This window comes from Bacillus sp. Bwzl_19 (assembly GCF_054900515.1).
Genome location: NZ_CM142729.1, coordinates 12,501 through 32,730, shown reverse-complemented (window position 1 = coordinate 32,730; position 20,230 = coordinate 12,501). Strand labels below are relative to the sequence as shown.

Annotated in this window: 17 protein-coding genes, 1 tRNA gene, 3 rRNA genes, 1 other RNA gene and 1 other annotated feature (1 of these 23 running past the window's edge); of the genes, 6 read left to right on the top strand and 16 right to left on the bottom strand. The window is 46.5% G+C overall.

The genetic code is table 11. From position 1 onward, the window contains the following. Positions 1-88: 88 nt before the first annotated feature. The 8 genes from ACW5MY_RS00160 to tadA form a co-directional block, all read right to left on the bottom strand. Positions 89-1,638, bottom strand: a 16S ribosomal RNA gene (locus ACW5MY_RS00160). A 249-nt stretch (positions 1,639-1,887) separates the two neighbouring features. Continuing rightward, positions 1,888-2,151: a pro-sigmaK processing inhibitor BofA family protein gene (locus ACW5MY_RS00155; protein WP_013350740.1), complete on the bottom strand. Its 264-nt coding sequence runs from the start codon at positions 2,149-2,151 to the stop codon at positions 1,888-1,890. Between the two features lie 60 nt (positions 2,152-2,211). Then, on the bottom strand, positions 2,212-2,436 hold the full coding sequence (locus ACW5MY_RS00150; protein WP_013350739.1) for a YaaL family protein: 225 nt from the start codon (positions 2,434-2,436) through the stop codon (positions 2,212-2,214). Between the two features lie 18 nt (positions 2,437-2,454). Further along, positions 2,455-3,051, bottom strand: a complete 597-nt coding sequence (gene recR / locus ACW5MY_RS00145) for a recombination protein RecR (protein ID WP_003150697.1) — start codon at positions 3,049-3,051, stop codon at positions 2,455-2,457. A gap of 14 nt (positions 3,052-3,065) precedes the next feature. Further along, positions 3,066-3,389: a YbaB/EbfC family nucleoid-associated protein gene (locus ACW5MY_RS00140; RefSeq protein ID WP_003150700.1), complete on the bottom strand. Its 324-nt coding sequence runs from the start codon at positions 3,387-3,389 to the stop codon at positions 3,066-3,068. A gap of 24 nt (positions 3,390-3,413) precedes the next feature. After that, the gene (gene dnaX / locus ACW5MY_RS00135; protein WP_013350738.1) at positions 3,414-5,105 is read right to left on the bottom strand and encodes a DNA polymerase III subunit gamma/tau; all 1,692 of its coding nucleotides are present in this window, start codon (positions 5,103-5,105) and stop codon (positions 3,414-3,416) included. Positions 5,106-5,238: 133 nt separating this feature from the next. Further along, positions 5,239-5,503, bottom strand: an RNA gene (gene ffs / locus ACW5MY_RS00130) — signal recognition particle sRNA large type. An 84-nt stretch (positions 5,504-5,587) separates the two neighbouring features. Then, on the bottom strand, positions 5,588-6,070 hold the full coding sequence (gene tadA, locus ACW5MY_RS00125) for a tRNA adenosine(34) deaminase TadA (protein WP_013350737.1): 483 nt from the start codon (positions 6,068-6,070) through the stop codon (positions 5,588-5,590). 82 nt (positions 6,071-6,152) lie between these two features. On the opposite strand from tadA, the gene ACW5MY_RS00120 reads away from it, so the two are divergent. From ACW5MY_RS00120 to dck, 4 genes are all read left to right on the top strand, one after another. Further along, positions 6,153-6,704, top strand: coding sequence for a cysteine hydrolase family protein (locus tag ACW5MY_RS00120; protein ID WP_013350736.1), 552 nt, complete (start codon positions 6,153-6,155; stop codon positions 6,702-6,704). 65 nt (positions 6,705-6,769) lie between these two features. Next, positions 6,770-8,059, top strand: coding sequence for a glycoside hydrolase family 18 protein (locus ACW5MY_RS00115; protein ID WP_172800824.1), 1,290 nt, complete (start codon positions 6,770-6,772; stop codon positions 8,057-8,059). 96 nt (positions 8,060-8,155) lie between these two features. After that, positions 8,156-8,779 (top strand): deoxynucleoside kinase, encoded by a 624-nt coding sequence (locus ACW5MY_RS00110; protein ID WP_013350734.1) that lies wholly within the window; start codon positions 8,156-8,158, stop codon positions 8,777-8,779. Beyond that, the gene (dck, locus tag ACW5MY_RS00105) at positions 8,776-9,429 is read left to right on the top strand and encodes a deoxyadenosine/deoxycytidine kinase (RefSeq protein ID WP_013350733.1); all 654 of its coding nucleotides are present in this window, start codon (positions 8,776-8,778) and stop codon (positions 9,427-9,429) included. Before ACW5MY_RS00110 ends, dck begins: the two co-directional genes overlap by 4 nt. Positions 9,430-9,557: 128 nt before the next feature. Here dck and ACW5MY_RS00100 read toward each other — a convergent pair. Beyond that, positions 9,558-9,650: transfer RNA gene (locus ACW5MY_RS00100), tRNA-Ser, on the bottom strand. Positions 9,651-9,868: 218 nt separating this feature from the next. On the opposite strand from ACW5MY_RS00100, the gene ACW5MY_RS00095 reads away from it, so the two are divergent. Beyond that, positions 9,869-11,014, top strand: a complete 1,146-nt coding sequence (locus tag ACW5MY_RS00095) for a glycerate kinase (protein ID WP_289394068.1) — start codon at positions 9,869-9,871, stop codon at positions 11,012-11,014. 10 nt (positions 11,015-11,024) lie between these two features. On the opposite strand, the gene serS is transcribed toward ACW5MY_RS00095, so the two are convergent. From serS to guaB, 5 genes are all read right to left on the bottom strand, one after another. Continuing rightward, on the bottom strand, positions 11,025-12,302 hold the full coding sequence (gene serS / locus ACW5MY_RS00090) for a serine--tRNA ligase (protein ID WP_061573663.1): 1,278 nt from the start codon (positions 12,300-12,302) through the stop codon (positions 11,025-11,027). A 54-nt stretch (positions 12,303-12,356) separates the two neighbouring features. Next, positions 12,357-12,569: a binding site (T-box leader), on the bottom strand. 52 nt (positions 12,570-12,621) lie between these two features. Continuing rightward, positions 12,622-13,212 carry a pyridoxal 5'-phosphate synthase glutaminase subunit PdxT gene (gene pdxT / locus ACW5MY_RS00085; RefSeq protein WP_289394067.1) on the bottom strand — a complete coding sequence of 197 codons (591 nt, stop codon included), beginning with the start codon at positions 13,210-13,212 and terminating at the stop codon, positions 12,622-12,624. A 21-nt stretch (positions 13,213-13,233) separates the two neighbouring features. After that, complete coding sequence (gene pdxS, locus ACW5MY_RS00080; protein ID WP_289394066.1) at positions 13,234-14,118, bottom strand: pyridoxal 5'-phosphate synthase lyase subunit PdxS; 885 nt, start codon at positions 14,116-14,118, stop codon at positions 13,234-13,236. Positions 14,119-14,315: 197 nt separating this feature from the next. After that, a complete protein-coding gene (dacA, locus tag ACW5MY_RS00075; protein WP_013350728.1) occupies positions 14,316-15,647 on the bottom strand; it encodes a D-alanyl-D-alanine carboxypeptidase in 1,332 nt (443 codons plus the stop codon). A 152-nt stretch (positions 15,648-15,799) separates the two neighbouring features. Continuing rightward, positions 15,800-17,266: an IMP dehydrogenase gene (guaB, locus tag ACW5MY_RS00070; RefSeq protein ID WP_003150717.1), complete on the bottom strand. Its 1,467-nt coding sequence runs from the start codon at positions 17,264-17,266 to the stop codon at positions 15,800-15,802. 120 nt (positions 17,267-17,386) lie between these two features. Here guaB and ACW5MY_RS00065 point away from each other — a divergent pair, with 120 nt between their 5' ends. Next, on the top strand, positions 17,387-18,337 hold the full coding sequence (locus tag ACW5MY_RS00065) for a YaaC family protein (RefSeq protein ID WP_013350727.1): 951 nt from the start codon (positions 17,387-17,389) through the stop codon (positions 18,335-18,337). A gap of 46 nt (positions 18,338-18,383) precedes the next feature. On the opposite strand, the gene rrf is transcribed toward ACW5MY_RS00065, so the two are convergent. Beyond that, positions 18,384-18,499, bottom strand: a 5S ribosomal RNA gene (rrf, locus tag ACW5MY_RS00060). 51 nt (positions 18,500-18,550) lie between these two features. Then, positions 18,551-20,230: ribosomal RNA gene (locus ACW5MY_RS00055) — 23S ribosomal RNA — on the bottom strand (it continues 1,250 nt past the right edge of the window).

Here is a 20,230-nt window from a genome sequence, read left to right as displayed (position 1 = left end):
AAAGAATCAAAGTTCCTTCAAAACTAAACAAGACAGGGAACGTTCTGTTTATAAGACCCAAGGTCTTATATTCCGTTAAAATCCTTAGAAAGGAGGTGATCCAGCCGCACCTTCCGATACGGCTACCTTGTTACGACTTCACCCCAATCATCTGTCCCACCTTCGGCGGCTGGCTCCAAAAAGGTTACCTCACCGACTTCGGGTGTTACAAACTCTCGTGGTGTGACGGGCGGTGTGTACAAGGCCCGGGAACGTATTCACCGCGGCATGCTGATCCGCGATTACTAGCGATTCCAGCTTCACGCAGTCGAGTTGCAGACTGCGATCCGAACTGAGAACAGATTTGTGGGATTGGCTTAACCTCGCGGTTTCGCTGCCCTTTGTTCTGCCCATTGTAGCACGTGTGTAGCCCAGGTCATAAGGGGCATGATGATTTGACGTCATCCCCACCTTCCTCCGGTTTGTCACCGGCAGTCACCTTAGAGTGCCCAACTGAATGCTGGCAACTAAGATCAAGGGTTGCGCTCGTTGCGGGACTTAACCCAACATCTCACGACACGAGCTGACGACAACCATGCACCACCTGTCACTCTGCCCCCGAAGGGGACGTCCTATCTCTAGGATTGTCAGAGGATGTCAAGACCTGGTAAGGTTCTTCGCGTTGCTTCGAATTAAACCACATGCTCCACCGCTTGTGCGGGCCCCCGTCAATTCCTTTGAGTTTCAGTCTTGCGACCGTACTCCCCAGGCGGAGTGCTTAATGCGTTAGCTGCAGCACTAAGGGGCGGAAACCCCCTAACACTTAGCACTCATCGTTTACGGCGTGGACTACCAGGGTATCTAATCCTGTTCGCTCCCCACGCTTTCGCTCCTCAGCGTCAGTTACAGACCAGAGAGTCGCCTTCGCCACTGGTGTTCCTCCACATCTCTACGCATTTCACCGCTACACGTGGAATTCCACTCTCCTCTTCTGCACTCAAGTTCCCCAGTTTCCAATGACCCTCCCCGGTTGAGCCGGGGGCTTTCACATCAGACTTAAGAAACCGCCTGCGAGCCCTTTACGCCCAATAATTCCGGACAACGCTTGCCACCTACGTATTACCGCGGCTGCTGGCACGTAGTTAGCCGTGGCTTTCTGGTTAGGTACCGTCAAGGTGCCGCCCTATTTGAACGGCACTTGTTCTTCCCTAACAACAGAGCTTTACGATCCGAAAACCTTCATCACTCACGCGGCGTTGCTCCGTCAGACTTTCGTCCATTGCGGAAGATTCCCTACTGCTGCCTCCCGTAGGAGTCTGGGCCGTGTCTCAGTCCCAGTGTGGCCGATCACCCTCTCAGGTCGGCTACGCATCGTCGCCTTGGTGAGCCGTTACCTCACCAACTAGCTAATGCGCCGCGGGTCCATCTGTAAGTGGTAGCCGAAGCCACCTTTTATGTCTGAACCATGCGGTTCAAACAAGCATCCGGTATTAGCCCCGGTTTCCCGGAGTTATCCCAGTCTTACAGGCAGGTTACCCACGTGTTACTCACCCGTCCGCCGCTAACATCAGGGAGCAAGCTCCCATCTGTCCGCTCGACTTGCATGTATTAGGCACGCCGCCAGCGTTCGTCCTGAGCCAGGATCAAACTCTCCGATAAAGTAGTTTGACTGACTACGCACATCGCTGTGCGATTTATTTAAAACTTTGAATTAACAGGTACGTTTTGTCTTGTTTAGTTTTCAAAGAACTTTGTTCACTTCTCTCGAAGCGACTTAATTATTATATCATATCGTTGTTATCATCGTCAATAACTTTTTTAAATTCTTTTTCCGAGAATCTGTTTCGTCATCAGCGACGTATATTAGAATATCACCCTTCATCCATCATGTCAACAATAATCGACAAATTAAATGATGAAGCGTTTAATGACGATTAAAGCAGCGATGCCGGGGATTCCTAAAATCCCGCTGACACCGGTTGTAACCAGATTAACAGGAATATGAATGCCGAGACTCCCGCCGAACAAATTCACACCCACCAGAAGAATCGCACCAGCAATAAACTTAATGGCAGTCAAACCAATCCATCTTACTGGCTTTGGAGATACTCCCCATAAAAAAAGCAAAGCAACCAGACCGACAATTAAACCGATAATGAAAAAAGGCTCCATGAATCTTCCCCCTCGCTTGTTTAGTACAAGCTTATGAGAAGATCCCGGAGAATAGACCTCTTACTTCCACCTGCTCATTTTTAAATTCCGCTGCTTCGCTTCTTTCAAATAAAAAAAATACTTAGATTCAGCGACTTTCAGCTCAAACAGCACCTCAGCCGAGGGCTCAAGACTTTTATCGACCAGACTCTTCTGTCTGTTCCATTCTTCCTTTTGTTTAAAGAGCTGTTCAATCAGCTTTTCGTCAAACTCTTTTCTTAATGTATTTCTGCGAAGAAAACCCATGCCTCGCCATTTCCTCCCTTACAATTCACGTCTTCCTTCAAGCGCTTTTGAAAGAGTGACCTCATCAGCATATTCCAAATCGCCGCCGACGGGCAGGCCGTGGGCAATACGGGAGAGCTTGATGCCTGAGGGCTTTAACAGCCTCGATATATACATCGCTGTTGCTTCCCCTTCAATATTAGGGTTGGTTGCGAGAATAACTTCTGTCACTTGGTCATCCTGAAGGCGCTTCAGCAGTTCCGGAATCTTAATATCCTCCGGGCCGATGCCGTCCATTGGAGAAATCGCGCCGTGAAGCACATGATACTGGCCGTTATATTCCTTCATTTTCTCCATTGCAATAACATCTTTAGGGTCCTGCACGACACAAATAACAGACTTATCTCTTCTTGTATCCTCGCATATATAACAAGGGTCCTGATCTGTAATATGTCCGCAAATCGAGCAATATGTCAGATTCCGCTTCGCATTGACAAGCGCCTTAGCAAAATCCAATACTGTGTCTTCTTTCATACCTAGAACAAAAAAAGCCAGACGAACCGCTGTTTTCGGTCCGATCCCTGGCAATTTCATAAAGCTGTCAATCAGCTTTGATATTGGTTCAGGATACTGCATGTTTATTTATCCCCCTAGAATAAACCCGGTATGTTCATTCCTTTTGTAAATTGTCCCATTGTCTCATTCGTCATGTCATCCACTTTTTTGAGGGCGTCGTTTGTCGCAGCAAGAACCAGGTCCTGAAGCATTTCGATGTCTTCCGGATCAACAACTTCTTCTTTAATCGCAACGTCTACAACTTCTTTTTGACCGTTAACCTTTACAGTCACCATTCCGCCGCCCGCTGTGCCTTCAAGCACTTTTTCAGCAAGCTCCTCCTGAGCCTTAGCCATATCCTTTTGCATTTTTTGCATCTGTTTCATCATTTTTTGCATGTTTCCCATTCCGCCACGCATATTCAATCACTCTCTTTCATCTCATTAGTCTTTTATTTCGATTAAATCCGCTCCGACAAGTTTTTTCGCCTCTGCAATAAGCGGATCTTCTTCAGCCGGTTCGTTTGATCCTTCACTTTCCTGCTGATGATCATTTAAAAATTCTTCTCTTATTTTACCCCATTGTGCTTCCGGAACGCCAATCAAATCCATTCTTTTCCCGAGCATTGATTCGAGAATCTGTTCAAGATTCGTACGGACTCCGTTATTGTCTTCGGCAACCATTTTACAATGGATTTCGTATTTAAATTTAAGCACAAATGCCTTCTGGGCAGCGGCCACCGGTTCACTGTCATTCAAAAGAGCCGCATGGGACACCTTATTCTGCTGTTTCAGGTGTGCCAGCAGCTTGCCCCAGCTGCTTTTAAGCTGTTCAAGGTCAGGTCTTGTGGCTTCCTTCAATATTTCATGGATTCGTCCGACCGGAGCTTTGTAATGGCTTTTTCCGCCTTTTTGAGGACGCGGGGCTTCTTTCGGAGCGCTTTCCGCCTGAACTTTCACACCGGAGGTTTTCAGCCTTTCCACTTCCTGCTCAAGCTGCTGGATCTTATTCATCAGCATGCCGACCTCAGGGATGTCTGCGCCGGACTGCTGCGCCGTCTGGCATATTTTCACGACAGCCACTTCAAAAAAGATTCTTGGGTGGTTCGTCCACTTCATTTCCTGATGGCTTTTATTCAGGATATCAATCATCTCATATAAAGCGGGGGCCGGTATTTCACCGCTCAGATCCCGGAACATTTCATCGACCTTCACCTTCTCCAGGACTCCTTCTAAATCGGGAGCAGCCTGGTACAAGAGCATATCCCTGAAATAAAAGATCATATCTTCAATCAGTTTGGCCGCATCTTTCCCCTGCTGGAGTAATTCATTCAGTGTTTCCAACGCCTCGGAAACCTGTTTGCGGTGAAGAGCGGATGCCAGTTTTCCAATATAGTGCTGGGAAACGGCCCCGGTAATGAGCAATGCGTCATCCACCGCCAGCTCATCGCCGCTGAATGATACGGCTTGATCGAGCAGGCTCAGCGCGTCCCTCATTCCCCCGTCCGCAGCACTCGCTATGATATCAAGGGCGCCTTCTTCCACCTTCAGCTGCTCTGCATCGACGATTATCTTCATTCGTCCGACAATTGCTTGGGATGTAATCCGTTTGAAGTCAAAACGCTGACATCTGGAGATAATGGTTAAAGGAATCTTATGAGGCTCAGTCGTAGCTAATATGAAAATGCAATGTGCCGGCGGTTCTTCCAGCGTTTTCAGAAGCGCGTTGAATGCGCCGATAGAGAGCATATGCACCTCATCTATAATATATACCTTGTAAGTGACGGCCGACGGGGCGAATTTTACTTTGTCACGGATGTCGCGGATTTCGTCTACGCCGTTATTCGACGCCGCATCTATTTCGATCACATCTGATATAGAGCCGTTTGTGATCCCCTTGCACGCCGCGCATTCATTGCACGGTTCTTCTACAGGGGCGTGCTCACAGTTGACTGCTTTCGCAAATATTTTAGCTGCACTGGTTTTTCCCGTTCCTCGTGGTCCAGAAAACAGATATGCATGAGAAAATTTCTTTTGCAAAAGGGCATTTTGCAGCGTTTTCGTAATGTGTTCCTGTCCGACCACATCTTCAAACTGCTGAGGCCTAAATACTCGATATAAAGCTTGGTAACCCACAGGATGCGCCCTCCTCTGTTATTCATCATGTTTATTATACATGAACGGGCTTTTAACGCCAAAACCCGTTTTTCATATACGAAAAAACTCACCTGCCATAAACAGGTGAGTCTGAAATTTGATGATTGATTTACCGTGCACCTTCTGTCGATTCGCTACCCTAAGCGTTACTTAAGCAGTTAGCTCAGCCCAGGCAACCCTGCGGCACATGAGAGGTTTCACTTAATGCTGCTTCCTTCCGGACCTGACATGGTTCATGAATTCCCATTGCGCAGGACCCAGACGTCAACGCCACTTACTTAAGGCAGGCCTTACAGTAAACGAACCTCGAGAAGGGATTCGGCCCCGCTAGAGCGGATTGCGGGTACAGGGCACCGCTACCTCCCCGCTTAGCACGGCAAAATAAATATCAAATTTTTATATGCGCACCATTTATGATGCACACATAAGTATATCTGCTTCAGGCAGAAAATGCAACCGTACTAATCAGACAACTTTTTCCTCTTATCTTTCTTTTGCCGGCGCAGCTTTCTGAAAAAAGCGCTGAGCATTTCTCCGCACTCTTCTTCGAGCACTCCGCTCACCACTTCCGCTTGGTGGTTGAACCGTTCCTCCTGCAAAAGGTTCATCAGCGTTCCTGTACAGCCTCCCTTGGGATCAAATGCGCCGAACACGACCTTATCGACTCTGGAAAGCACGACGGCTCCCGCACACATCGGGCACGGCTCTAAAGTGACATAAAGAACGGCGTCCTCAAGTCTCCATGTTCCCAGCTTGCGGCACGCTTCGTCTATCGCCAGCATTTCCGCGTGGGCAAGTGAGCGCTGTTCCGTCTCCCGCAGATTATGCGCCCGCGCCACGATCTCATCGTGCAGAACAAGGACGGCTCCGATCGGCACTTCCCCTTTCGCTTCTGCTTTCTTCGCTTCTTTTATGGCTTCTCTCATATAATATTCATCATTCATCGGTTCAAGCTCTCTTCTTAAGTTTTTTCATGTCTCATAAAGGTTAAAATAAGAATACCTCAGCAGAAAGGAGTTGCCGGTATTGACTGAACCTAACAACACAGCCCTTCTGATTGTCGATATGATCAATAATTTTCAATTTGATATGGGCGAACGTCTTGCTGAAAAAACCAAACAAATTGTCCCCCGTATTTTATCATTAAAGAAGCATGCAAAACAAAACAACTGGCCGATTATTTATATTAATGATCATTACGGGCTTTGGAAGGCTGATATTGATGCCATCAGGGAGGAATGCAGCAATGACATAAGCGCCGACATTATAGAAGATATTTCACCTCAGCCGGATGATTATTTTCTGATTAAACCGAAGCATTCCGCATTTTACGAAACGGCGCTTCACACCCTTCTGACCGAATTAAAAGTGAATCAATTAATGATCACGGGGATTGCCGGTAATATTTGCGTGCTGTTCACGGCTAACGACGCTTATATGCGGGAATACAGCATTGCCATCCCGAAAGACTGCACCGCTTCCAATAACGACGAAGACAATGATTTCGCTTTGACCATGATGGAAAATGTACTCTTCGCGGAAATAACCACCGAAAAACAAATTACCTCCGAAAAATAAACATGATCAGCCTCCTTTTTTCATACATTTGATAGCGGATATGAAAGGAGGCGTTTTTCATTCAGATTTATGTAGTGAAACGGGGCGACACACTTTCTGCTATTGCGGCGCGCTACCGGATTGCCGCAAATGTCATTGCGGAAGCAAATAAACTGCCTAATCCCAATACATTGGTTGTCGGACAAACCCTTGTCATTCCGATCGAGGGACAATATTACGAGGTGAGACAAGGCGATACTCTTGCGGCAATCGCCGGCCGTTTTCATATATCGGCCGCGGAGCTTGCGAGGGTGAACGGAATTCAGCTCAGCTCCACAGTGCAAGTCGGGACCCGCCTGTATATTCCGGAGCAGACGAATAAGCCCGATATCGAATCAAATGCATATATAGAACCGCGGGGAACGAGCGTAAGCGCTAATCTGCAGCAGGCAGCAAGAGAGGCCTCACCTTATTTAACATACCTCGGCGCATTCAGTTTTCAGGTGCAGCGGAACGGGACTTTAAAAGAACCGCCCCTGACCAATTTAAAAAGTATCGCCGACAGGCACAACACCACATTGATGATGATCATCACCAACCTTGAAAATGACGCATTCAGCGATGAACTCGGGCGGCTCATCTTAAATGATAATACGGTGAAAACAAAGCTCTTTCAGGAAATCGTCTCCACGGCCAAAAAGCACGGCTTCCGCGATATTCATTTTGATTTCGAATATTTGCGTCCTCAGGACAGAGAAGCCTACAATCGTTTTTTACGTGAAGCGAGAACGATTTTTCATCGGGAAGGCTGGAAGATTTCAACGGCGCTTGCTCCGAAAACGAGTGCGACCCAGGCCGGCAAATGGTATGAAGCACATGACTATAGGGCACATGGAGAAATCGTCGATTTTGTCGTGATCATGACATATGAGTGGGGGTACAGCGGAGGCCCGGCTCAGGCCGTATCACCAATCGGCCCTGTAAGGAATGTCATTGAGTACGCGCTGACAGAAATGCCTTCTTCCAAAATCGTCATGGGACAGAACATGTACGGCTACGATTGGACACTGCCTTTTAAACAGGGAACGACAGCGAAAGCCGTCAGTCCTCAGCAGGCGATCGCTCTGGCCGCACGCTATAAAGTCGACATTCAATATAACGAAACCGCCCAGGCTCCCTTCTTTCGATACACGGCTGAAAATCAGAAACAGCATGAAGTATGGTTTGAAGACGCCCGCTCCATTCAGGCGAAATTTAATTTAATTAAAGAACTTCATTTAAGAGGAATCAGCTATTGGAAACTCGGCCTCTCCTTCCCGCAAAACTGGCTTTTGCTCGGAGATCAATTCCATATTGTGAAAGAGACGTTTCGTTAATTGGAAGCGTCTTTTTTTCATGGGCGTTTCTGAGAGTGTGATACAATATAAAGGCCGGCAGCTGACGGATGTTTGCAGAATTAAGGAGGATTTTCAATGAACAGAGCCCCTTTTATCGCGGTAGAAGGTCCTATCGGGGCAGGAAAAACGACACTCGCTTCTATGCTTTCTGAAGAGCTCGGTTTTCCTATGATTAATGAGATTGTGGAAGACAACCCGTATCTCGATAAGTTCTATGATAATATCGAGGAGTGGAGTTTTCAGCTTGAAATGTTTTTTCTCTGTCACAGGTATAAACAGCTTGAAGACACTGATCGGGATTATTTAAAACAAGGACAGCCCGTTTTGTCCGATTATCATATTTATAAAAATGTTATTTTCGCAGAACGCACATTGCACGGACAAAAGCTTGAGAAATATAAGCAGATTTATCATCTGCTCACTCACGACTTGCCGAAGCCGAATGTCATTGTATACATAAAGGCAAGCCTGCCGACATTGCTTCAACGCATCGAAAAACGCGGGCGCCCGTTTGAGAAAAATATCGAACATCAATATCTGGAACGTCTCATTGCAGATTACGATACCGCCATCAGACAGCTTCAGGAAGAAGATCCGGATATATCTGTACTGACTATTGATGGTGATACTGAAGACTTTGTTTTGAATAAGACAGACTATGAAAGAATTGCCCGTCAGGTAAAGGAGCTTATTAAATGAAAGATATTCACATTCCAAACAACGCCATTATAACAGTAGCGGGAACGGTAGGAGTCGGAAAATCGACTTTAACCAAAGCTTTAGCAAAACGCCTCGGGTTTAATACCTCACTTGAAGAAGTGGATGAAAACCCTTATTTAGAGAAGTTTTATCATGACTTTGAACGCTGGAGCTTTCATTTGCAAATTTATTTTCTGGCCGAGCGGTTCAAGGAGCAGAAAAACATGTTTGAATCAGGCGGAGGATTCGTGCAGGACCGTTCGATTTATGAAGATACAGGCATATTCGCAAAAATGCATGCCGATAAAGGAACCATGTCGCTGACAGATTACAAAACATACACAAGCCTTTTTGAGGCCATGGTCATGACGCCATACTTCCCGCATCCTGATGTTTTGATCTATTTAGAAGGCGATCTTGAAAACATTATAGAGCGGATTGAAAAGCGGGGCCGTGAGATGGAGCTGCAGACCAACCGTGCCTATTGGGAAGAGATGTATACGCGGTACGAGGACTGGATCAGCGGTTTTAACGCCTGCCCTGTGCTGAAAGTACGCATTGAAGATTATGATCTTGAAGCTGATGAACAGTCACTGGAACCTTTGATCGAAAAAATCAGTCACGTGATCAATGAAAACAGAAAGAAATAAAAATAATAAAGCGATTTTCCCCAAAAGAGAAAATCGCTTTTTTGCATATAAAAAATCCGCTGCATCAAATGCAGCGGACAAAACAATCTCCAATATATGCTCGAGTTTCATTAGGTTTAAAATCAATATGGCGGAGGAAGAGGGATTCGAACCCCCGCGGGCTTTGACACCCCTGTCGGTTTTCAAGACCGATCCCTTCAGCCGGACTTGGGTATTCCTCCGTATCGACATTTAATAATATACCACATGACCTAAATTTCAGTCAAGCGCTTTTTCATATTTTTTTATTTCTTTTCTTAAACGGCTTTTCCGTCAGCTTTACTATCATACAAAAGTCTTGTCTCCAAATCAACCTCAGTATGTCATACGGGCAGGAAAAACAGTGAAAACCAAGAATAGATTGAAATAGATAAACCTGCTCATAAAGGTGGAGAACACAATGAAAGTCATAATTGCACCGGATTCTTTTAAAGAAAGCATGACATCAAAAGAAGCCGCCGACAGCATCGAGAAAGGATTCAAAGCGGTCTTCCCTGACGCGGAATATATCAAGATACCCGTGGCTGACGGCGGAGAAGGAACCGTTCAGGCTTTAACGGATGCCACCGGCGGAAGCATTATCAAAAAAACTGTGACCGGCCCGCTGGGAACACCGGTAATTGCCGCATACGGACTTCTGGGAGACGGGCGCACGGCAGTCATTGAAATGGCGGAAGCTTCGGGACTCCATCTCGTTCCCCGTCATCTCAGAGATCCGTTGAACACGACCACAAGAGGAACGGGTGAACTGATAGCAGATGCAGCTTCCCGCGGGGCGAGTGAGATCATAATCGGTCTTGGGGGAAGCGCCACCAATGACGCCGGGACAGGAATGGCGAGTGCGCTCGGTGTGCGTTTCTTAAATGAGGAAGGTCAGGAGATACCTGACGGCGGATGCTCTTTGCACACCCTGGCTTCTATTGATATAAGCGGTCTCTCCCCTGACCTGAAGCACATTCGTATTCGTGCCGCCTGCGATGTCGAAAATCCCCTGACCGGCGAAAATGGGGCGTCATATGTCTTTGGCCCGCAAAAAGGGGCGTCCGAGGAGACAAAAATGGTATTGGATAGCAATTTGCGCCATTTCGCTGATGTATTGAGACGGCAACACGATATTGAAGCGGATTCTGTAAAAGGTGCGGGTGCCGCAGGAGGTTTAGGGGCAGGACTGATTGCCTTCTTACAAGCAGAACTTCAAAGAGGTATCGACGTTGTATTAGATACACTGTCCTTTTCAGATCAGATAAAAGGCGCTGACCTTGTAATCACCGGAGAGGGACAGATTGACGGACAAACGATATTCGGCAAAACCCCCGCGGGAATCGCCGCACGCGCATCCGCTCAAGAAATTCCCGTTATCGCATTGGCGGGTTCCTTAGGCAAAGACTTTGAACATGTATACAACAGAGGAATCACCGCTGTGTTTTCTATCGTGCCTGGCGCTGTAAGTCTTGAAGATGCTTTAGAATCAGGCCGTTTTAACCTTGAAAGCACAGCCCGGAATGTCGCCGCTTTATACCAAACAGCAAAAAAGGCGCGCCTCTAGGGCGCACCTTTTACGGTTTGATGACTTCTTTATTTCCCATATAAGGACGAAGCACTTCCGGAATGACGACACTTCCGTCTTCCTGCTGGTAGTTTTCCAAGATGGCAGCTACTGTTCTGCCGACTGCCAGACCTGAACCGTTTAACGTATGCACATGCTCAGGCTTGCCTTTCGCTTCGCGTCTGAATCGAATGTTTGCTCGTCTTGCCTGGAACGCTTCAAAGTTGCTGCAAGAAGAAATTTCACGGTATGTGTCTTGGCTTGGAATCCATACCTCAATATCGTACTTTTTCGCAGCTGTAAAGCCCAGATCACCGGTACACATGCTCATGACACGATACGGAAGTTCGAGCAGCTGAAGCACCCGCTCAGCTTGATTTGTCAATTTCTCAAGCTCCTCATAAGAATCTTCCGGCTTCACGAATTTCACAAGCTCAACCTTGTTGAATTGATGCTGGCGGATCAAACCGCGTGTATCACGGCCGGCAGATCCCGCTTCTGAACGGAAGCAAGCGCTGAACGCCGCATAATTGATCGGCAATGCATCATCGGATAAGATTTCATCGCGATGCATATTTGTAATCGGCACTTCCGCCGTCGGAATTAAGAAATAATCCTCTTCCCTGATTTTAAAAGCATCCTCTTCAAATTTAGGAAGCTGCCCCGTACCTGTCATGCTCGTACGGTTTACCATATAAGGAGGAATGACTTCCGTGTAATGATATTCGTCAACGTGAAGATCGAGCATAAAGTTGTAGAGTGCGCGTTCGAGACGGGCCCCTAATCCTTTATAAAACACAAACCGGCTTCCCGTTACTTTTGAAGCGCGTTCAAAATCAAGAATGTTCAGGTGGTCAGCGATATCCCAATGCGGTTTCGGCTCATAAGAAAATGCCGGTGCCTCTCCCCACTTGCGAATTTCAATGTTATCATCTTCTGTTTCCCCGACAGGCACTGAATCGTGCGGGATGTTCGGAATAGACAGAAGGATGGTTTCGAGTGTCGTTTCAATCGTGCGAAGCTCTTCATCAAGCTTCTTAATTTCTTCGCCTACTTCACGCATCTCTTTAATAATATGATCAGCGTCTTTTTTCTCCCGCTTCAAAACGGCGACCTGCTGAGAAACTTCATTGCGTTTTCCCTTCAGCTCTTCTACTTTCCCGATAAGCTCTCTTCTTTTTTCATCAAGCTCTTCAAACTTATCAAAGTCAGATAAGTCTTCGCCTTTTGGAATGAGCTTCGCTTTTACTTCTTGAAAATTGGCTCTCAGCACCTTCGTGTCAATCATGCCTAACAACTCCTATCTGTTTTTATCGAAAATAAAAAAGAGCCCTCATCCCCTAAAAGGGACGAGAGCTCTCGCGTTGCCACCCTGATTGAAAACAAGCTCACACTTGCTTCCCGCTTTAACCCATAACGGTTTTCCCGTAAATGCCTACTTGTTTTCAGCATTTCGCTCAAGGACGGATTCGGAGAGCATCTTTCACCGATTCGCACCACCCATCGGCTCTCTTTGAAAGAGGGGCTTCCTACTGCTTCCTGTCAACGCTTTTCGATCTTTATTTGTGTTTATAATGTACTATAAGTATCAGCGGTTTTCAACTGTTTTATACAGCTGTTTCCTGCTTATGCTTTTCCGCCATTTTCACAAACAGCTCTGTCACTCGGTGATCATCCGTCAATTCAGGATGGAACGAGCAGCCGAGGAAATGGCCTTGTTTTGCAGCCACGATGCGTCCGTTATGTTCACAAAGCACTTCAACATCTTCTCCGGCTTCTAAAATATGCGGCGCGCGAATAAATACACCAGTAAACGGCTCATCAAGGCCTTTAATCGTTAGATCAGCCTCAAAGCTGTCGACCTGACGGCCAAAAGAATTACGCTCGACAACAACGTTGAACAGCCCTAAATGAGCATTATCCGTTCCCGCAATCTCTTTGGCTAAGATAATCAGACCGGCGCATGTGCCGAACATCGGTTTTCCCTGGGCGGCAAACTCGCGAAGCGGCTCCATAAAATGATACGTATCCATTAAACGCCGCATAGTCGTGCTTTCCCCGCCCGGCAGGATTAAGCCGTCGATGTCATTCAGCTGTTCAGGACGCTTAATCACGACACCTTTTGAACCACATGCTTCAATTGAACGAATATGTTCTCTTACTGCTCCTTGAAGTCCAAGTACACCAATTGTTAACATGCTTCCAGCTCTCCTATGGTTTTACCAGCCGCGTTCTTGCATACGCTGTTCCGGCAATAGATTTGAGATTTCGATTCCTTTCATTGCTGTGCCCAATTCTTTAGAAAGCTCAGCAATCAGTTTGTAATCTGTGTAGTGAGTCGTTGCTTCAACAATTGCTTTAGCGAATTTAGCAGGATTGTCCGATTTGAAAATACCTGAACCGACAAATACGCCATCAGCGCCAAGCTGTATCATCAATGCCGCATCAGCAGGCGTCGCCACTCCGCCGGCAGCAAAGTTGACAACAGGCAATTTGCCGTCACGCTTAATTTGAAGAAGCAGTTCATAAGGAGCACCGAGGTTTTTAGCTTCAGTCATCAGCTCATCATTGCTCATCGCCACAACTTTGCGCACTTGCGCGTTTACTTTTCTCATATGGCGGACAGCTTCCACAATGTTTCCTGTTCCCGGTTCGCCTTTTGTACGAAGCATGGACGCTCCTTCAGCGATACGGCGCGTTGCTTCGCCAAGATCACGGCATCCACATACGAACGGAACAGTATATTCATTTTTATTTAAATGAAATTCTTCGTCAGCAGGAGTCAGGACTTCACTTTCATCGATATAATCTACTCCCATTGCTTCAAGGACACGCGCTTCAACGATATGTCCGATACGCGCTTTTGCCATTACGGGAATGGATACAGCATTCATTACTTCTTCAACGATCGTCGGGTCAGCCATGCGGGCAACACCGCCGGCAGCGCGAATATCAGCCGGAACACGTTCTAACGCCATTACGGCAACAGCTCCCGCCTCTTCGGCAATCTTCGCTTGTTCAGCATTTACAACGTCCATGATGACGCCGCCTTTTTGCATTTCCGCCATTCCGCGTTTTACACGGTCAGTACCTGTTTGAGCCATTATTTGGTCCCCCTAGTCAATGTATGATTAGATAATTTCTATCTCTTATTGTATCCCAGAAATACAATATTTCATATGGATATTCTCATTTTACAGCGAGATGAAAGAGATAGATATCATTTTTTTACTAACAATTTGGTTTTTTCAGTATATTAAGCAAAAGAGCCCTAACTTTCATCAGAGCTCTTTCTTATTTCTTAAAACCAGCCTGTTACCGTATCAACGGCACTGTTCCAGATTCCGGAGAAGAAGCCTCCGATGCCGCGCATCATCTGAACAAACCAGTTTGCTTTATCTACATCATTTTTCGTTACAAGATTCACGCTGAACTCTTTGGATTTGAGGAAGCCGTAGTCTTTGTCACTGCCTTTGTATGTAACTGTCAGCGTTCCGACTTTCGTCCCTTTTTTCACAGGTGCCGTGATTTCTTTTTTATCTAAAGTCACTTCAGCTTTATAGTTCTTTTCATCCCCGCTTTTCACAGGAATAGAAAGTGCCTTATCAGTAACAATATCGACTTGCTTGTCTTTCCCTTTGTCAACGTCAATCGTTTTGTGCCCTTTTACTTGAGAGCCTTCAGGGTAAAGATCTTTCATTGAGAAATTGCTGTTAAATGCGTAATCGAGCATTTTTTTGGTTTCATCAAAACGTCCGGTATGCAGGTTGCCTTTTGCGTTTAATACAACGGTGATGACCCGCATTCCGTTCCGCTGTGCGGTGCTTGTAAAACAAGATCCCGCAGAATCAGTAGAACCTGTTTTTAAGCCGTCAACGCCGGGATATTCAGAAACAAGGCCTTTTAACATGAAGTTCCAGTTCGGCATGTCCATTTCATCATCTGTGCCCGCTCTGAATTTCGTCTTAGCAATGCTTGTTGTTTTCAGAACTTCCGGATAATCAGTGATCAGGCGGTCTGCAAGAAGCGCCATGTCTTTAGCAGAAACTTCACTCTCTTCTTTAACGCCTTCCCCTTGCGGCTGTTTGCCGTGAAGGTCTTCATTCACAAGACCGGTGGAATTTTTAAAGTCATAGTTTGTCATGCCTAGTTCTTTGGCTTTCGCATTCATTTTGGCGACAAATTTTGTTTCAGTTCCGGCAAGAATTTCGGCAACAGCGATCGCGGCTCCGTTAGCAGAGTAAATCGCCATAGCTTGGTACAGTTCTTTGACTGTGTATTTGCCGTCTTTCCGGAGAGGGACGTTTGATAAACTGTTGTCTTGAGAGATTTCATAGACATAATCATCAGGAGTATACGTTTGGTCCCATTTCACTTTTCCTTCTTTAATGGCTTCCAGAAGCAGATATTCAGTCATCATTTTTGTCATGCTGGCAATCGGCAATCTTTTGTCTGCATTTTTACTGTATAAAATTTTCCCCGATGAAGCCTCAATCATTATCGCAGCTGATGCATTGACATCAATCGGGTCATTGCCGGCTGCTTCCGCTTTAGACATCGGAACAAAGCAAGTTGCGGTCAGTGCCAGTACCACTAATGACACCAACATCTGTTTCCATTTCGTGATGTTCAATCTTACGACCTCCGTCATTCATTTTAAATCTATAATTAAGCCGTTAAGGACATATTCAACTTCAAAACACAACATTATAAATTTTATCACACTCGATATAAAAAAAATAGACAGAGTCAGCGACCCTGTCAAATGTTTTTTATTTGTAACAATTATGAGATTGTGTAGTTTGGTGATTCCTTCGTGATTTGGACATCATGCGGATGGCTTTCGCGAAGACCTGCTCCTGTCATACGGATAAATTGAGCTTCTTCTCTTAAAGCGCGCAAGTCTTTTGAACCGCAATATCCCATACCTGAACGAAGACCGCCGACAAGCTGATACACTGTTTCTTCTACAGGACCTTTGTACGGAGTCCGTCCTTCGATACCTTCAGGGACGAATTTCTTATTTTCTTCTTGGAAATATCGGTCTTTACTGCCTTTTTCCATGGCAGCGACAGAACCCATACCGCGATACACTTTAAATCTTCTGCCTTGATAGATTTCAGTTTCGCCCGGGCTTTCTGAAGTACCGGCAAGCAGGCTTCCAAGCATGACAGCATGTCCGCCGGATGCCAATGCTTTCGTAATATCTCCGGAGAATTTAATACCGCCGTCCGCGATAATTGTTGCGCCGTGTTTTCTCGCTTCAGTGGCACAATCATAAATCGCAGTGATTTGCGGTACACCTACGCCTGCAACGACGCGTGTCGTACAGATAGATCCAGGTCCGATTCCCACTTTTACAATGTTTGCTCCGGCTTCAATCAAAGCCTTTGTCGCTTCAGCCGTAGCAACATTTCCTGCGATAATGTTCAATTCAGGATATGTCTCACGGATTTTCGCAACTGTGTTCAGTACGCCTCTGGAATGTCCGTGAGCCGTATCAACCACGATAACGTCGACATTCGCTTCAACAAGCTTGCTGACACGAGTCATTGTATCACCTGTCACGCCTACCGCAGCGCCGACGATCAGGCGTCCGTGTTCATCTTTAGATGAATTCGGGAATTCGATAACCTTTTCAATATCTTTGATCGTGATAAGACCTTTTAATTTGTTTTGGTCATCCACTAATGGAAGTTTTTCAATTTTATGCTTCTGCAAGATTTTTTCCGCTTCGTCTAATGTGGTTCCCACAGGAGCCGTAACCAGCTCTTCTTTTGTCATAACATCACTGATTTTCATTGAATAATCAGAGATAAAGCGAAGATCGCGGTTTGTAATGATACCGACCAGCTTTTGATCGTCTTTATTATCTACGATCGGAACACCGGAAATTCTGTATTTCCCCATCAAATGCTCCGCATCGAATACTTGATGATCAGGTGTTAAAAAGAAGGGATTTGTAATAACGCCCCGTTCAGAACGTTTGACTTTGTCAACATGTTCAGCCTGCTGTTCGATGGACATGTTTTTATGAATAATGCCCAAGCCGCCTTGTCTGGCCATCGCAATCGCCATTGCTGATTCTGTTACTGTATCCATTCCTGCACTGATGACAGGAATATTAAGCTTTAACGTTTTTGTCAGTTCAACAGACAAATCCACATCACGCGGAAGTACGTCTGATTGAGCTGGTACGAGCAGTACATCATCGAACGTTAAGCCTTCTTTTGAAAATTTACTTTCCCACATTAGTAAATCCCCCTCTTTTCGGCAAAATATTATATGTAGATTATCAACTAGAAAACGGCATGTCAAGGAAGCGAAAAAGAGTTGAAATATTTAGATAAAGGAAAGGGTTTAAAAATACATATGAGAGACCTTGAATGGAAAGAGTTATCATTATTTTATTCTGTAGAATCTTCCCAGAAATTTCTAAATAAAGTCTATACAGAAAGAGGAATGGAAGAACCAAAACGGTATGCGTTTAAAAACAGTGAGCGCTTCATATTCTTCATCAAACACGCCGAGTCCTTTTATAAGCAGGCATCCCTTTCTCCTTTAGAAATTAAGCCTATTCTGTTGTTTTACGGGATGTCACAATTGCTGAAAGCCTGTCTTCTGACCACAGATCCAAGCTATCCAAGCCACGCTTCAGTACTCGCACATGGCGTGACTGCCCGAAAACGCAAAAAGCAAAATTACTCTTTTAGGGATGATGAAGTGAAGGTGCAGCGCAATGGTTTATGTATTCATGTGATGAAACACTTATTCGGAATAGCCGGTCTTGAGGAAGAACGGTATACAATGAAAAAATTGCTGACAGCCATTCCTGAATTGCATGCTGTATTCCATTTCCAAGAGAAAAAGAATTGGCTGACCAAAGTAGAGCTGAAAGATAACCTTATTTCAGTGCCTGAACATGCGGTGATTCATTACAATATGTCTGACACCCGCTTTGCAGAATACATCAGTCATCACTTGAATTGGTCTTTTGTCAGGAAAGACCATAAGAATTTGGTTTTTGAGGCCGCTCCGATAGACAGGGAACCTTGGTCTTCACCAAATTTATTGTTTCACTTAGAGAATAATCAATATTATATTCCCTCTCAGCGCGATCACTTCCTGCATCTTCCGGAAATGATTATTCATTATTTGGTCCTGTACAATGTCGGAATGATTGCGAGATATGAAACGGAGTGGTGGTATGAACTGCTGACGCAGCATGTCAGCGATGATTATGTAATGATCCGGCGGTTTTTAGAGGTCACGGAACGCAAATTTCCTTACTACGCTTCTAATTTTCTGAAGCAATACTTATAAACACAAAAAAGGCAGCTCATGATGAGCTGCCTTTACCGTTAAAATAGCTTGGCGGCGTCCTACTCTCACAGGGGGAAACCCCCGACTACCATCGGCGCTGAAGAGCTTAACTTCCGTGTTCGGCATGGGAACGGGTGTGACCTCTTCGCTATCGCCACCAAACCATTGAGAGTGTTCTCTCAAAACTAGATAACAGGAAGCATACATTCAAATTAGGTTAAGTCCTCGATCGATTAGTATCTGTCAGCTCCATGTGTCGCCACACTTCCACCTCAGACCTATCAACCTGATCATCTTTCAGGGATCTTACTTCCTTGCGGAATGGGAAATCTCATCTTGAGGGGGGCTTCATGCTTAGATGCTTTCAGCACTTATCCCGTCCGCACATAGCTACCCAGCGATGCCCTTGGCAGAACAACTGGTACACCAGCGGTGCGTCCATCCCGGTCCTCTCGTACTAAGGACAGATCCTCTCAAATTTCCTGCGCCCGCGACGGATAGGGACCGAACTGTCTCACGACGTTCTGAACCCAGCTCGCGTACCGCTTTAATGGGCGAACAGCCCAACCCTTGGGACCGACTACAGCCCCAGGATGCGATGAGCCGACATCGAGGTGCCAAACCTCCCCGTCGATGTGGACTCTTGGGGGAGATAAGCCTGTTATCCCCGGGGTAGCTTTTATCCGTTGAGCGATGGCCCTTCCATGCGGAACCACCGGATCACTAAGCCCGACTTTCGTCCCTGCTCGACTTGTAGGTCTCGCAGTCAAGCTCCCTTGTGCCTTTACACTCTGCGAATGATTTCCAACCATTCTGAGGGAACCTTTGGGCGCCTCCGTTACCTTTTAGGAGGCGACCGCCCCAGTCAAACTGCCCACCTGACACTGTCTCCCCGCCCGATAAGGGCGGCGGGTTAGAAGGTCAATACAGCCAGGGTAGTATCCCACCGATGCCTCCACCGAAGCTGGCGCTCCGGTTTCCAAGGCTCCTACCTATCCTGTACAAGCTGTACCAACATTCAATATCAGGCTGCAGTAAAGCTCCACGGGGTCTTTCCGTCCTGTCGCGGGTAACCTGCATCTTCACAGGTACTATAATTTCACCGAGTCTCTCGTTGAGACAGTGCCCAGATCGTTGCGCCTTTCGTGCGGGTCGGAACTTACCCGACAAGGAATTTCGCTACCTTAGGACCGTTATAGTTACGGCCGCCGTTTACTGGGGCTTCAATTCGCACCTTCGCTTACGCTAAGCGCTCCTCTTAACCTTCCAGCACCGGGCAGGCGTCAGCCCCTATACTTCGCCTTACGGCTTCGCAGAGACCTGTGTTTTTGCTAAACAGTCGCCTGGGCCTATTCACTGCGGCTCTCTCGGGCTTGCACCCTAACAGAGCACCCCTTCTCCCGAAGTTACGGGGTCATTTTGCCGAGTTCCTTAACGAGAGTTCTCTCGATCACCTTAGGATTCTCTCCTCGCCTACCTGTGTCGGTTTGCGGTACGGGCACCTCTCACCTCGCTAGAGGCTTTTCTTGGCAGTGTGGAATCAGGAACTTCGCTACTATAATTCGCTCGCCATCACAGCTCAGCCTTCACGGGAAACGGATTTGCCTATTTCCCAGCCTAACTGCTTGGACGCGGATATCCAATACCGCGCTTACCCTATCCTCCTGCGTCCCCCCATTGCTCAAATGGTGAGGAGGTGGTACAGGAATATCAACCTGTTATCCATCGCCTACGCCTTTCGGCCTCGGCTTAGGTCCCGACTAACCCTGAGCGGACGAGCCTTCCTCAGGAAACCTTAGGCATTCGGTGGAGGGGATTCTCACCCCTCTTTCGCTACTCATACCGGCATTCTCACTTCTAAGCGCTCCACAAGTCCTTCCGGTCTTGCTTCAC